The organism is Flavobacterium psychrophilum (assembly GCA_001708385.1).
Taxonomy (GTDB): Bacteria; Bacteroidota; Bacteroidia; order Flavobacteriales; family Flavobacteriaceae; genus Flavobacterium; species Flavobacterium psychrophilum_A.
Genome location: CP012388.1, coordinates 1 through 14,458, shown reverse-complemented (window position 1 = coordinate 14,458; position 14,458 = coordinate 1). Strand labels below are relative to the sequence as shown.

Annotated in this window: 15 protein-coding genes, 1 tRNA gene and 3 pseudogenes; 5 read left to right on the top strand and 14 right to left on the bottom strand. The window is 36.7% G+C overall.

Annotation, left to right across the window (positions count from 1 at the left end; all coding sequences use genetic code 11):
• The first annotated feature begins 838 nt into the window (after nucleotides 1-838).
• Nucleotides 839-979: an SsrA-binding protein gene (locus tag ALW18_00095; protein ID AOE51055.1), complete on the top strand. Its 141-nt coding sequence runs from the start codon at nucleotides 839-841 to the stop codon at nucleotides 977-979.
• Here the strand turns inward: ALW18_00095 and ALW18_00090 are convergent.
• The gene (locus ALW18_00090; protein AOE51054.1) at nucleotides 976-1,488 is read right to left on the bottom strand and encodes an adenine phosphoribosyltransferase; all 513 of its coding nucleotides are present in this window, start codon (nucleotides 1,486-1,488) and stop codon (nucleotides 976-978) included. The genes ALW18_00095 and ALW18_00090 overlap by 4 nt on opposite strands.
• A 113-nt stretch (nucleotides 1,489-1,601) precedes the next feature.
• Here ALW18_00090 and ALW18_00085 point away from each other — a divergent pair.
• Nucleotides 1,602-1,678: transfer RNA gene (locus tag ALW18_00085), tRNA-Arg, on the top strand.
• Here ALW18_00085 and ALW18_00080 read toward each other — a convergent pair.
• The 7 genes and pseudogenes from ALW18_00080 to ALW18_00050 form a co-directional block, all read right to left on the bottom strand.
• A complete protein-coding gene (locus tag ALW18_00080) occupies nucleotides 1,676-2,830 on the bottom strand; it encodes a resolvase (protein AOE51053.1) in 1,155 nt (384 codons plus the stop codon). The genes ALW18_00085 and ALW18_00080 overlap by 3 nt on opposite strands.
• Before the next feature lie 23 nt (nucleotides 2,831-2,853).
• Complete coding sequence (locus tag ALW18_00075) at nucleotides 2,854-3,183, bottom strand: hypothetical protein (GenBank protein ID AOE51052.1); 330 nt, start codon at nucleotides 3,181-3,183, stop codon at nucleotides 2,854-2,856.
• 235 nt (nucleotides 3,184-3,418) lie between these two features.
• On the bottom strand, nucleotides 3,419-3,700 hold the full coding sequence (locus ALW18_00070) for a hypothetical protein (protein ID AOE51051.1): 282 nt from the start codon (nucleotides 3,698-3,700) through the stop codon (nucleotides 3,419-3,421).
• A gap of 2 nt (nucleotides 3,701-3,702) precedes the next feature.
• Nucleotides 3,703-4,167: pseudogene (locus ALW18_00065) on the bottom strand (hypothetical protein).
• A gap of 452 nt (nucleotides 4,168-4,619) precedes the next feature.
• Nucleotides 4,620-5,816 (bottom strand): hypothetical protein, encoded by a 1,197-nt coding sequence (locus ALW18_00060; GenBank protein ID AOE51050.1) that lies wholly within the window; start codon nucleotides 5,814-5,816, stop codon nucleotides 4,620-4,622.
• A 4-nt stretch (nucleotides 5,817-5,820) separates the two neighbouring features.
• The gene (locus ALW18_00055) at nucleotides 5,821-6,609 is read right to left on the bottom strand and encodes a hypothetical protein (protein AOE51049.1); all 789 of its coding nucleotides are present in this window, start codon (nucleotides 6,607-6,609) and stop codon (nucleotides 5,821-5,823) included.
• An 11-nt stretch (nucleotides 6,610-6,620) separates the two neighbouring features.
• On the bottom strand, nucleotides 6,621-7,313 hold the full coding sequence (locus ALW18_00050; protein ID AOE51048.1) for a hypothetical protein: 693 nt from the start codon (nucleotides 7,311-7,313) through the stop codon (nucleotides 6,621-6,623).
• Nucleotides 7,314-7,677: 364 nt separating this feature from the next.
• On the opposite strand from ALW18_00050, the gene ALW18_00045 reads away from it, so the two are divergent.
• Complete coding sequence (locus ALW18_00045) at nucleotides 7,678-8,316, top strand: hypothetical protein (protein ID AOE51047.1); 639 nt, start codon at nucleotides 7,678-7,680, stop codon at nucleotides 8,314-8,316.
• Nucleotides 8,317-8,454: 138 nt separating this feature from the next.
• Nucleotides 8,455-9,282 carry a hypothetical protein gene (locus ALW18_00040; GenBank protein AOE51046.1) on the top strand — a complete coding sequence of 276 codons (828 nt, stop codon included), beginning with the start codon at nucleotides 8,455-8,457 and terminating at the stop codon, nucleotides 9,280-9,282.
• 49 nt (nucleotides 9,283-9,331) lie between these two features.
• Here the strand turns inward: ALW18_00040 and ALW18_00035 are convergent, their stop codons facing one another.
• The 5 genes and pseudogenes from ALW18_00035 to ALW18_00015 form a co-directional block, all read right to left on the bottom strand.
• Nucleotides 9,332-10,168, bottom strand: coding sequence for a hypothetical protein (locus tag ALW18_00035; GenBank protein AOE51045.1), 837 nt, complete (start codon nucleotides 10,166-10,168; stop codon nucleotides 9,332-9,334).
• A gap of 145 nt (nucleotides 10,169-10,313) precedes the next feature.
• Nucleotides 10,314-10,682 (bottom strand): annotated as a pseudogene (locus tag ALW18_00030) (hypothetical protein).
• 64 nt (nucleotides 10,683-10,746) lie between these two features.
• Nucleotides 10,747-11,343 carry a hypothetical protein gene (locus tag ALW18_00025; protein ID AOE51044.1) on the bottom strand — a complete coding sequence of 199 codons (597 nt, stop codon included), beginning with the start codon at nucleotides 11,341-11,343 and terminating at the stop codon, nucleotides 10,747-10,749.
• A gap of 304 nt (nucleotides 11,344-11,647) precedes the next feature.
• On the bottom strand, nucleotides 11,648-11,884 hold the full coding sequence (locus ALW18_00020; protein AOE51043.1) for a hypothetical protein: 237 nt from the start codon (nucleotides 11,882-11,884) through the stop codon (nucleotides 11,648-11,650).
• Between the two features lie 26 nt (nucleotides 11,885-11,910).
• Nucleotides 11,911-12,513, bottom strand: coding sequence for a hypothetical protein (locus tag ALW18_00015; protein AOE51042.1), 603 nt, complete (start codon nucleotides 12,511-12,513; stop codon nucleotides 11,911-11,913).
• 477 nt (nucleotides 12,514-12,990) lie between these two features.
• On the opposite strand from ALW18_00015, the gene ALW18_00010 reads away from it, so the two are divergent.
• A complete protein-coding gene (locus ALW18_00010; protein AOE51041.1) occupies nucleotides 12,991-13,203 on the top strand; it encodes a hypothetical protein in 213 nt (70 codons plus the stop codon).
• Between the two features lie 397 nt (nucleotides 13,204-13,600).
• Here ALW18_00010 and ALW18_00005 read toward each other — a convergent pair.
• Nucleotides 13,601-14,265: pseudogene (locus tag ALW18_00005) on the bottom strand (transposase).
• Between the last annotated feature and the right edge of the window lie 193 nt (nucleotides 14,266-14,458).

Genomic DNA, 14,458 nt, shown 5'->3' with positions numbered 1-14,458 from the left:
GAATACATAAATTCCAGAATGAAAAAGAGTGATGTTGTAGTTATTATAAACGGAAAAGTCCAAAAATCTAAATATATAGATACGCCTCCGGGCGAAAAATTTGAATCTATTATTGATTATGATAGCAAAAGTACACTTAAGTTGTACAATGTTAAAACCAAAGACGGTTCGATAGTATTAACAACTAAAAAGATTGATAATCCTGTCTCATCAAATTCAGAAAAAAAGAAAACGCCTGACGCCGCTAAAAATCGGTTTGAAGTTATTGGCGCTAAAATTGATGAAAATGCATGGCAAAACGACAATCAGGCTTCAGCATATTCAGACCGAAAAAAAATGTCTGAGACTGCCACCAATAGGTTTAAAGCTACAGGTGTAAAACTAGATGAAAATATATGGCAAAATAACAAAACCCAAAGTGTAAGAACAGTAGTTGTAACAACAAGAACAGGAGAAGACGGAGAGCCTATTTATAATAACAATAAGGATAATATTTTTTATACTATAAACAAAAACACTACAGACATTCAACTAAATACGTATAAAGAAGATTTAGAAAACCATGGAATACGCATGGCATATTCAGATGTCAAAAGAAATTCAAGAGGAGCTATAACAACTGTCAATCTGAGAATATCAGATCAAAATAATGATTCGAAATCTTATACAACATCAGATCCTCACAAAAATGAATCGAGTATACCAAATATCTATGTAGGAAAAATAAAAGGTCAATTAGCGGTGTCTACAAGCAAATAGACAAACCCAAATAAAATCTTAAAGGCTGCCTTAATCGGGCAGCCTTTTCTTATATTTGATATACCAAAAACCTACAGCCATGTTTAAAATACTAGCAAAACTAAACCATTGGCTTCTGCCAAACTACACAAAAGAGCAGCTTGACCTTGCTAAAGCGACAAAACTTCAAAAAGCAATTGTTGCCTGGAAATACTATGTTACCACCCGCTCATTGGATTAATACACTAATGGCGCGTATACTTCTCGATTGCCTAATTTCTCTCTACCATTAAGGAACGATAGTTCCATAAGAAAATTACATTGCACAATTTCTCCACCCAGTCTTTCTACCAACTCACAAACTGCTTTAGCCGTTCCACCTGTTGCAAGAACATCATCATGTATTAAAACGCGATCTCCCGGCTTTATAGCATCACTATGAACCTCGAGTGTATCAGTACCATATTCCAGCTCGTAAGAGGCAGAAATCGTCTTGTATGGCAATTTCTTAGGTTTACGAACCGGTACAAAACCGGCAAAAAGTTCATAAGCCAGTAAAGTAGCAAAAAAGAATCCCCTGCTCTCTACCCCTACAACGGTATCAATTTTGCGATCTTTTAGATTATTTAGAAGTAACGCCATGCATTCTTTAACTGCTTTTGGGTTTGCAAGCAGAGGTGTGATATCTTTAAACAAAATTCCTTCTTTTGGAAAATCCTGAATGTCACGTATATACTGATTCAATGTCATTTTTTTCTAATTTTTTATTCGTTTACGCTTGCAATTTAATGATTAATATCTATATTTGCACCCGCAATCAGTATGATAAATATCGCAGATAATTAGATACTGAGAGCAAAAACGGCCTCGTGGCGCAACTGAATAGCGCATCTGATTACGGCTCAGAAGGTTACTGGTTTGAATCCAGTCGAGGTCACTACTCGGGACAAAGCGATAAAATCGTCTTTTGTCCCGTTTTTTTTGCTTGTAACTCATTGTTTACCAAATAAATACAGTTGACTATTTCATTGACTCGAGCGGTTTGGAAATCGTTTCCGCGAAAAGTGAAATTTTCGGGATAAATTAAACCAATCAGGTCACGCGCTTCACTTAATGAAGTTTTTTCAAGTGCCCCTCCTAGTTTTAAAAGGTTGTCAATCCCTTTATTCATAAGCTGTTCGATACTTACCCTGTCATCACTTACCTCACTAAGCTGCCTTTCTAATTTTTGGATAATTGTCCTGTACTCGTTTTTCATGATGTTATAATCATCTACATCAATCTTTTCAGTAACCAGAAGATTCCTTGCTGAAGAAAGCTTTTTCTCATATTCTGTGATTTGTTCCAGTGCCTTTCTCTTTTCGGAAGAAACGGATCCGGTATGTTCACGATATGCCTCAAGCAAAACTGCAGTATAGAGCTTTTTTACTGCAGCTATAGGCTTGTACCTATTAAGCTGTTCGGTGAATAGTTGATTGGCAACATCCGAATTAATACGATACTTGCATACTTTGTCGCAATGGTAGTAGAAATAATATTTATGCCGGCCTTTGCATTTGCTTCCTGTTAGCTTACTGCCGCACTGTGGGCACATAAAGAATCCCCTGAGAGGGAAATTTTCAGTTGTTAGCGCTTTGGGCCTGTAGGTTCTTTTTTTACCGTCGAGGACGTCCTGTACACGGTAAAACAATCCTTCACTTATAATTGACTCGTGCTGACCATTAACCCAGATCTCCTCCTCATCCTTGTATTTAGGTACAATTATTTTACCGGCATATAGAGGATTTCGTAGCATCACCCAAAAGTTACTTTTGGTCATCTTCAGTCCTCTATCTTTTGCCAAATGATAGATAGACTCCGTACTGAAGGCCTCCTTAGCTATTTGCTCAAAGATCCAGGTTACCATAGCTGCATCTTTTGGGACAGGTGCAATATATTTTTTCCCGTCTTCAGTAACCTTATTTGCGAAACCATAGGGTGCCATTCCCATATAACGTCCCTCTTTCCTGGCCCTTCGTATACCATGAAAAGTGTTGAGTGCCCGTCTGTCATTTTCTACCTCAGGTGCAGCAAGATAAAATGCTAACATCATCTTATTTTCAGGCACAGAAAAGTCTAAGGCTGTTCTATAGCTTGGGGCTCTACACCCAATTTGCGTAATAAGTTGATCATTTGATAAGCATCACCTGCATTTCGGCTGAACCTGTCCCATTTCAGGAACAAGACCAAATCAATCTTATTCTTGTTCTTTTTCAGATTGAGCAGCAACTTTTTCCACTGCGGCCTGTTAAAGGTTTTAGCGGAGTAGTCTTCATATATTACATTCCTTATCTGGATATTATGTATGCTGCAATATTTTCTTAAAAGCTCTTCCTGATTACGTTGTGAATACCCTTTCTCTGCCTGTTCATCGGTACTTACTCGTACATACAAATCTGCTATCATACTCATTTCCTTTTCTTTAAATGATTTGAAACGGCTATATTAGCTATTTTCCTCAGAAAATCCAAGATTTTCGCTGCTTGTTCCAATGTCACATCCATTCCTTTATCCCTCAGCATTTTCATCGCTTTTTCACGGCTTATCCTGCTTCTGAATATGTCATCCTCTTCCTTCATCATCTCTCGTTATTTAAGCAGAAAAGCCCCTTTACGGAGCTTTTATGGATTTGATTTTCTCATTACTTAAACTGGATTGTACTTGCTACCGTCTTCTTATAGGAAGGTTTATAAACTATATAGCCATAATCATGCAGCTCCCGCACACACCTCAGGTAGGTAGAGGGTGATGATATTTTTGCTATCGGCATAATATCTTTGCTGAAGACCTTCACAACTGTGTCGTTGCCTTTACTGATTCTGTAAGCTAAAAGTGCAGCAAAGACTCCAATGTGTGCCGCGCTGATCCTGAAATCTTTGCGTATTGCAGCAAAGAAATCCAGCAATGGCTGTATCCCATCCATTGTCATAAGGCTTGCCTTTTAGCGCGTTTATTTTTCTGCGCTGTACCCGCATCCTCTCCTTCGCCTTCAGCACTTTCCTTTTGGGACTTCTTCTGTGTCTTTGATTCGCTGTTGCTCATAGTTTCTGTATTTCGCTGCCTTGTATCCAGCCTTTTTAGGTTGGCGTCATACACTGTTATGGTTTTAAATTGAGGGTTGGCTTCTATGAACTGTTTCACCTCCTTATCGCCTTTTATGAAGGTTGCAGATTGCAGGTTGCCTTTTTTAAGTGAGCTGATAAGATCATCTTTGTATTTGGCCGTATTCAGTTCCTTAATAGGATGTTTCGATAGTGCCCCCTCAAGGTCAAAGCCGTAATTCTCATGATAGTGGTTGGTCATGAAATTCCCCTTGGAATCTGTATTTTTAAAATCTAACTGAACCCAGGTTGAATACTTCTCCTCGTCCTTGTTGGTGAGTTCTTTGTTAGGAAAACCATTAACTTCAGAATCTGCCTGTATCGCTTCTAATACTTCTCGTAGCACATAAGTATCCTTAATATTTTTCCCTTCAAGCCCAAGGTGAAATTGCAGGTTATTTATTATTGTATTGATTGTTTCGATCTGCAGGTAAACCTGATGAAGTATGTGTTCTTTTCTCTCCCTTTTAGGCCTGAGTATAGGGATATACTGTGATAGGATGTAAAAGATTGAGGCAGCTATATAAGAATAGCCTAGCTTAGAAAATATCACTCCCAGCTTGTAGCTGGCATCTGTCCAGTATAAGCCGGTAAGCAGGAATTCATAGATTGGTATAAAAGCAACCGCAACATAAAACGCTACTTTAAGGAATGTATGTATATCCGAAGGATAAAGTATAGCTAAGATCTTTTTCATTTTGTAAGGTTTTTCTACAATAAAAATAAAATAAAAAATTTCAATTAATAATCGTTTAACCTCTTTATAATTTTTTCTAAGGTAGAAATGACCACTTCTTTATCTTTTGATTCGGCGTTATACGATTTGGTGCGTACGGAATCATATGAAAGCTCTTCTTTAGATGGTGTAGAGAGATAGGGAACAATCATTTTAAAGACCTGGCTCATTGATCTTGCTTCTAAAAGCCTTGAATCGTCGAATGCCCTAAGAATAAGGGCTATCTGATCTGAAGATAGGTTTACCCTGACCTTCTCCTCTACCTTTAATGGAGCCGCTGAAGTTTTTCTTATGTCCCTGATACTTTTATTAGGCAGGTGCATGGTCTTTTCCAAATAAAGTATTTCCTGCTGGAACCAGTTCCCCAGGATAACCTTAAGGTCTTGATGCTGAGGATACAGTATCATGGTCTGATGGCTCTGCATCTGGCTAAACTCCTTATAATGGAAATGGAGGCTGTCAACACGTTCCACTTTTGTTTGCAGTGTATTGATCTTCTCAGCGATGGAACGCGTAAAATAGCTTATATATTCCCTACTATTGAAATTCATATATACCAGTAGCTCATTTAGGGCGTTGTGGAGTGTCGTATGGTTATCCCCTGCCCCTAATAGCTCAAGCTTCTGTACAAGTTCCTTATGGTATAATACCTCGCGTAATGTAACACTTTCCGTTTTTTTATTGTGTATGAAACGGTAGAGATGGTCCAGTATGATAGAGGTGAATGAGGGATCAGCAACATCAGCGATTAGCTTTTTCTGGATACGGTCCAGTTTCATTTTTAGCTCGTTGCGCGAAACATTCAGGTAGGTGGGTGGGACACGCTCCTCGAGGGTTAGGTAATTGGAAAATCGCGTTTCTATAAAGAACAGCAACTCATCCAGTATTGAGATCAGCGTACTGGCAATATTGCCATATTCCTCTTTAGCGAATGCAGGATTGATTTCGTAGTCGCTTAAGGTATCAAGCAGTATGATAAATGCCGAGTGGTATTTCTGTACTAAAAGCCGGATCTGGCTCTCTTTATGCAATGAGAATACTTGGTTTTTTAATTCGGATTGGATATGTACGGCTTCTATAATCGCTTTATCCGAAAGGTTCTGTATATCATCTTTGCTCAAATCCCTGATATACATCTTAGACAGATTTAAGGTTATTGAGATAAGGGAATCAAGCCATTCCAGAGGGTATTGCTGTACCATAATCTTATTTAGTATTTAAATGTGCTGTACGGTATTGGCTTGGGGTCAATCCTGTATGCTTTTTGAAGAAAGTGGCAAAAGAGGCCGGGCTTTCAAACTTAAGTTCCTCTGCTATACTGTAAACGGTATCACTTCTTTTAAGCATAATTTTGGCCACGGCGATTAGTTGCCTATCTATAAGCATTTTTGGTGTCTCCCCGACGCTGGCACGGACCGCTTTGGTAAGGTATCTCCTGCTTACAAATAGACGTTCAGCATAATAACGAACCTGATGTTCAGGATTTATTGCCTTGTGCAGCATCTCTGTAAAATTTTTAGCGAGCTCATTTTCCCTTGAAAGCACTACACCTGTTTTATCCAAAATCTCATCCAGGTACTGTAATAGCATATTTAAATACAGGCGCTGCGTTGTATTGTTTTCAACTTTGTCATATGGGTAAAGCTTCTTTAGAATTTTTTTCAATAGTCCGGCTTCCTGAGCAGAGCATTCTGCAATTATACAGGCTGAAAAGTGATATCGTACAGATAATTGAAAAAGCAGATTCTTTAGCTCATAAATTTCAACCAGATAAAACCGTGACTCACTATCGGTAAGCCTCTGGATACTATTCGCTATTACTTCAGCAGAGGCATCGGAATTAAATAAGGCCAGAAAGGTTTTATCCTGAGAATTCAAAGGGAATAGAATGGTTAATGTATCGCGTGGGGATGAAGAAATTAGGATACGGCTAAGGATGGTCTCGTAGTTTCCTTTAAAAATCGCAAACCGGACGTTCTCCCTAACCGTATCCATAGAAGTACCTTTTAATTGATGTATTCAGATGCTACCCCGCTGATGATGGCATTAGGTCGGCTCGAAACGGCACCATAGGATGTCGCCATCACATTGCCTACCGAAAGCTCCCAATCCCTATCCTTCCTTTTCCTCCTGCTCTTACTATAGACGCTATAGCGTAGGATGGATAAAGTCGATAGCAGCGTCTCTTTATCTTTGAGAACCAGGCTGGATTCCAGGATTGACTGTTCTCGATTTACAAGTGCATTATAGACTGCATCATATCCGGCCTCTTGGTCCTTTAGCGCTTTGAGTTCATTGAGCACGGCACGTAGATGGCCACGTCCTTCACTACTTATATTTAAGCCTTCTAAGACTGTCTGGGGTTGTGAGGCTGAAAGCTGTTTGATTTCGTGGATACCTTGCGATACCTCGGGATCATACTCCTGACTGGAGATATTGAGACTTACAGCTATAGCTTCAAGGGCATCTATGATGGCTGTGTTACCGGAAGGCTTTGTATCCAAGGCCTCATAATAATCCGCAAGTTGGAGGTACGCCACACCTCTGTCATCAAACGGATTTGCTAAATTAGCTGCTTCACTATCATCAGAAGCAGTGGATTTTAGAGCTGCATTTCCTGAGCGAGCATCTTCTGGGGAATCTTCGGTTGAGCATGCTACACTTCCTACCAGGAAAAGCATACAGATAACTTTTTTCATAATCGTTAATGGTAATGATTTGTAATTTTAGTTGGTCAGCCCATTAACCCGAGTTAGTGAACCTGGAATGCCGATCGTGCAATCCTAGTCCGTGAATTCGTTAGCAAACTTAGATGCAGCTGCCAAACGCCGCAAATTATTACGTTATAGGTTCCGGAAACATTGATAGGAATTTCCGGAAATTCATGTTGCTTTTTTTTCCGAAAAGCTTTGTATTTAAATGGGTTTGTGTAATTTTATGCTACCCCCAAAACTTGAGTCGCTCACTACTCTTCTGTAAATCAATTGATGCTATAAAACATTCAATTAGATGACTATACGCCTTACAATTTTGTTTTTGTATACTTTAATTTTTACCCCATGTATGCTTATAGCCCAGCGAAATGATACGCTCATTTCTAAAAGCTATGATTATATTTATGATCGTATTGATCAAAACAGCGGTAAAAAATCCGTGATTCACTATCTCGATGCCTACCTGCAAAAAGCAAAAGAGGAGGATAACATTGAAGAGGTCATTAATGGCTATAATAATTATATATATGAAGTGGATTACAGCCAGATGGTAACATATGTCGATAACATGATTTATGCAGCAGAGCGTAGTGATAGCAATGAATTACTGGGATCTGCAATATTGACAAAAGGGATTGTGTATTACAGCCGCAAGGAACATAATAAGGCGCTCGACTATTACCTGATTGCCAATAGGCTGATTGCGACAACCAAAAACGATTACCTTAAGCATAAGATACAGTATAACATTGCCCACATAAAATATTATCTTGGATTCTATAACGATGCTATTTCTCTATTTACTGCCTGTACAGATTTTTTTAAGAAGGAAGATACCCGCGCTTATCTGAATTGCCTACATTCACTTGCCTTATGCAACACAAAACTCGGGAACTACCAGGAATCTACAGAATGGAACCGTCTCGCCTGTGAAGAGAGTAAAAGATTGGATGATGATTCAATGCTTCCTTATATTAATCATGCGTAAGGGATTAACGAGTATTTCAGGAAATCCTACAGCAGTGCGATCGAAAAAATAGGATTGGCCATACCGTATCTGCGAACGCAAAAAGATTTCGGCAATCTCTCAGTGGCCTACTTTTATATTGCGTCCAGCTACTGGGAAATGTGTAAAAGCGAACGAGCACTTCCCTACTTGCTAAAAGTTGACAGGATTTTTACGGATAAGAAATATATTCGGCCGGATTTGAGGCGTAATTATGAGATGCTGATTGACTATTACAGATGCAAAGGGGACCGGGACGCCGAGCTTTTATATATTACCCGGCTTCTGCAGGCTGACAGGGTATTACACTCGAATTTCAAATATTTAGCCGGAAGAATACTCAAAGAATATGATACTGCAGAATTGATCAAGGAAAAGGAAAGTATTGAAAGGGATTTTGCTAGGGAGAAAGCACTGAGGATTATTTTGTTGATAGCGTCAATTGTACTTCTGCCCTTATCCGTGTTCCTTATATATCGCAATGGCAGGTTAAGGCAATATTCAAAAAACTTTGAGCTTTATAAGCAAAAACTGCAACTTGTTGAGGTGAACTCAAGCAAAGTCCAGCGGCCCAATATATCCGAAGAACTGGAGACCGATTTACTGACTAAGCTGCAAAAATTTGAAGACAAATACTGTTTTATAAATAAAGACATCAAGATAGAGAAACTCGCAAGTAGTTTCGGCACCAATTACAAATACTTATCTCAGGTGATTAATTATCACAAGGGGAAATCGTATCCTGATTATATAAGTGACTTGAGAATTGCATATATCGTTCAGAAACTCGAACAAGATCCAAAACTTAGGAACTACACATTCACAGCTATAGCAGAAGAGGCTGGTTTTGGCACAGCGCAGCAGTTTACTGATGTGTTTAAGAAAAAGATGGGGATGCCATTTAGTTATTTCCTTGAAGAATTGGAGAAAAACAAAAACAATCCTTAATTTGATAATACTATTTAATTATGCAATTGACATGGGATTTGTCAATTTACTAAAGCTTTACCTTATACATTACAGGTTCTAATAAATTCTTTTCCATAAATAATTTGATTGGATTCTCGATGACCTTATAAACATATCCCTGCAGGGGATCTAGATCAGGAATTACAACACAATAAATATATGCCTTATCCGCAAGCCTTTCAAGTGTCAACACTTCATTTTCGGTCAAAAAGAATTGATCTGTTTTTGAAACACATGATTTTACCTCAATGAATCGCTCCTCCTTCCTTGTAATGGAAGATATATCAAACCCTGAAGCTGTATTGGTTAATGCCACGTGCTTAATATACTTGGAAGCATTCTTAATTCCATTTTCTTTTAATCTCTCTATCTCATAATTATAAGCTATATTCTCTCCTATATTACCTATTTTTCTTTTGAGATCAAGAATATTTTCCAATTCCTCCGGGGTAACTATTTTTTTAGATATTGAGATTACCGATTTTTCAGGAAGACTGATAAAATTAGCATTATCAATACTGTAATTTGGGAAGAACTCCAGTATCCATTTATCAAATGCCTTTCTAATATCACTGTTGATACCACTCCTTGGAATCCACTTTCTGTTGAATCTGTTTTTGATAATTAGCTGTGAATTGTTCCCATCTGTGATATAACGATAATTGGATATATATTCTTCTATAGTTACTTTTTTTAAGACACAGAACTTAGACATGCCAAAATAGTGACTTCCATTGAATTTTGTGTGTACAAAATATCTTGGGGCCGAACCTAAAGCTGCTCTCCAGAATTCCGGTTTTTCATTAAATTCAAATAATGAGTCATACAATTCGTCTAGTTTTTCTACATAAATTTCTTTATTCATTATTTTCCAACCATTTATAGAGATACGATTTAATCCTTAACAACCGGTTCTTTTTTTCTTTACCATCGATTTTATGAAATTCCCCAGCTGTCTTAAATGTCTATTCAAATCCGAGAAAATCGTCATAATTCCCTTTATCCTTAAATCCAGGATTGAGCCATTGAATATAGAGCTCATACCCATGCCTAACAAAAAAATTGATCGTTTCTTTACCTTTGTCTTTATATTGGACGGCGCATAGTATAATGCGTGGCATATTATTTTCATCAAAGAAATCTTCGGCTAGATCACCCCATTCTTCGAACGAAGCATTTCTGACAAACACTCCGGCATCTATATCTACGTTATTTTCCTCAAATGAAGAGTTTTTCACAAAGTGTGCAATCTCAGATCCATTCAGCCTAAGTCTTTTATGTCCTGTACGGATGGTTCTGCCAAATAATTCATACCACGTGCTTGATTTGCCAGAATTTCTGTTACCAAGTACAATAATTGCTAGTCTTTTTTGTGTCATTTTATGTTATTTAATGCGTGGGCTCGCACCCAAAAGTGGTTGAAGCTCTCTCCATATTACATTTTCAATTATCCTCTAAGTGATTTGTCATGTTATGAGGTATTTTTAAGAAATGTAGGGTTACTGACATGTTTTCGAGATCGGGTATCCATTTTTGTAACTTTAATGCCGTAGTATAATTATGTCCTAGGCCTATATGCTGGATGAAGCGGTTTTCGAAGGCACGTTCAACCTTTCCGACATATAGTATTTCTGTAGTGTGGTTACATATTTTATTAGCCTTTGTCCACCATCCCCTATTTTTAGGTTTCTCTTTTGTCTTGATATAGTGAGTAAGAATCTTCTCGTTTGTTAATCCATCACTATAATTTATTTTGAACCAATACACTATTGGCCCATTGTATTGAAAGATTGATAATAATTGAGGATACAATTCTTTTAGTAGTTGTTTGTAGGCTAAATTTTCAACTTTACTGAACTTCGGTCCTGATAGTCTTTTTTCAATATAATAATGAAAATTACTTCCCAGTATATCAAAAAAAGCTTGGTCAAGCTCAATAGGAATAGCCATTTCTTCATAATCGATTTGGAATTCTGATAATTGACTATAAAAATCTAGTCTTGATTGTGTGTAGTCCTTAAAATTGATATTTGATAACATCGATAATGTTTAAATTGATAAAATGGCAATATCTACCTGGGTTATTACTAGTAGAAACTCAATATTTACTTACTATATTTATTCCTTAGTTCATTCCAACGTACACGTTCTTCTCTATAATGAGATTCATCTTCAGGACTATCGTACCTGCTACCATCAATCATAATAACATAACCATGATCATCTCTCGCAACATTTTCCCAATCGTAATTATCGTTATCTTTTACTTCCCAAACTTTGTAGTTATGTAATTTTAAACTCCTTATCTCCCATATTAACTTCTAATTTATATGCTATTTAGGTATTAGCTAAAATTTTCATTTATTAAAAAATGTTCATTCAAATGCTTATCGAGTTTATAGGCAATCAATTTCAAGACATCATTAATTTCTCCTGCTTTCTGCAGAGTTAATGTAATAGTTTCACCATGTGCTATACTATTCCGAACCTGACGAGCATTATGAAATTTTTCAATTTCAGCGTCCGTAAGCTGTAAATTTAGTCCATCTACTAGCAAATCCGGAATTTCAAAAGACTTCATCGTGGAAAGTTTATTTATTAGTAACCTTATATAGCGAGAACCTCCTGAAGATAATGTGCGGCCAGCTTGCTACCTTGGAATTCCAACTCCCGCTTTAATTCAATCACCTCACTCTGCGTGACCAGATCGGCAATAACAGTTACATCAACTTCATCTACGCTGTATAGCGGCTCCGAGTTTTCTGTTAACGCTACAGTAATGTCAGTTTTGAGAACAAATTTTGAGCGGTCAAGATTAACAGTAAGGAGTTGTGAATACTCTTCTTGGTCTGCTATATCCGACAAGGTGTTCAGGGGAAGAATTCTTATATCGCAAAGGAATGCGTTACTTTCATTGCATAACGAAACGATGGCAATACCTGTAGATCTATCTTTAGGTTCAACGGCAAATGAAAGGTAGGACGAGTATTTTTTATTTTCGCCTAAAAGGTGCACTATTCGTACGGTGGGGTTAATATTAATATTGGAAGTCTGGATATCTTTTACTTTACGATACCTATTATTATCAGCTCTTTTCATGGAATAGTAATTAACATCCGCCTGATTGCTGATAAAAATGTTATCTGTAAGGTTGTTAAAGGAGGAAAGGTTAAAAATCTTTGCCGCTTTTAGTTCTTTAGAATAATTCATTACACCTGTATTTTATAGTTTGTGGTCATTACAACTAATTACTGCCGGATTTAAGGTTATCCGAAGGCTAAGTAACTAAAATTCAAATGATCTGATATAGGTATTTTTACCTGTTTTCCAGCAGGCTCGTGCATTCTGTTGCAAAAAAAAAATACATAAAGATTCTATCCTGAAACTCTTCAATAAAAAGTAATACAAGTAACCTATCTTTCCATGTAAACCCCTATATATGCACCTGTAAAGACTTATGAGTTAATCATTTAGACAACACTTTCAGATTTAGGTTCAAGTTCGGTGTAGGATTATACAGACTGCCCGCGAACATAGTAGTTCAGAGGTTTTCTAATTAAGCAGAATATACTGGTATTACTCTATGGGCTATTATAAATTTTTTAAACTATGGCAAAGTGATATTCATGCAGCTGAGCGCGCTAAACTATTATTTGCATTAATGTTGGATTTATATGGAGTGGAATAATGTGGCGAATTTTTCCTGACTCCATGAAAGGACCGAATTGGCGCTTTTTTAGCATGCTCGCTGATCTTCCACTTATCCTTTTTTTACTATCTACCTTAAAAAGTAAATATCCGAATGACGAACCTAAAAATTTAATAAGAGGTATTATTGTAACTTATACAATGTTTGCATGTATATATATTATGAAAATAATTTCAATTGGTAGGCTCTAAAATACAGTAACAGGAGTTTTCAGAGATTTGCAAAAAAATTAAACCATTTGCTCATCTAATACTATAATTATCTCATTAACTATTCGGTTATAATCTTACTAAAATTTCCTGTTGAGGTATCTGATTTACAAATAGTAGTATAAATATGGTTCTGTTGTATCTATGTATTAAAGTTCAAGAATTCAAGCACTTTAAAATTATGCTGCCAGTTTAAAGAATGATTTGAAATAGTTGTCCCAGGATTTAAAAGAGGGTTTACATAAAATGTGTGTTTATGCATTCCTTGTGACTTTAAGATTGGGTATTGCCGTGGCACTTGTAAACAAAGGATATAATCATTGATTTGGGTTCTGTCGCATCTGTGAAATAAATTCGAGATAAATCAATGATTTAAAAGTTAAGAAGCCAATTTACAAAACGATTTAAACATAGTTAACCCAGGTTTAATCATCTGATTTTTTCTCAACATATGTACAACTTCAATTCCGTTCATGTCCTTTTGGCTGATTCAAAACTTTTAAAGCCTAATCCATTTTGTAACCTCTATTTGACAAAACGGTGATCCTGCTAAACAATGTTGATTAGATATTTACATTGTCTTATCGTTTATATTACAATACGAACGCTTGTTGTAAACTGTGATAGCTCCCCTATTCGAGCAACTTTTATCTATAGTGATTACTCTGAGTTTACCATTGGTGTTAATTGCCTTGATCAAAAATGATTGAGCACTCATCCTCTATCTTCTCTTAGTTAAAAGAAAATCAACGGTATTACATGATTTATCTACAACTCTATATAAATAATACCAAGCGCCCTTCACTTTTATGTATGTTTGATCAAGTCGCCAGCTATAACCTACCCGATGTTTTCGATTTCTTATTTGTGCTTCTATGAAGGGAGTAATTTGTAGACCCAACGCTGAACTGTAGCATGGTCAACATGAACACCAAGCATCTTCATTATTTCTTCAACGTCACGATAACTTAATGTAAATCTCAGTTTGAAATATACAGCCTGAAGAATAATTGATTTAGGGTAACAATGACCTTTAGTATTCATATAATATATTTTTGAATATCTAAAGATAAGATGTTAACCATAGATGCGACAGAACCGTTTTAATAATGCTTATGGATTTGTTGGTTCAAAATCAGTTTTTTAGTTGTACCAAAAATTAAATACCTAGACACTGGAGAACAAGATCTAATTCCATGTTTGAAAACATCGGATTTTAATAATTCTTTTGAATTAA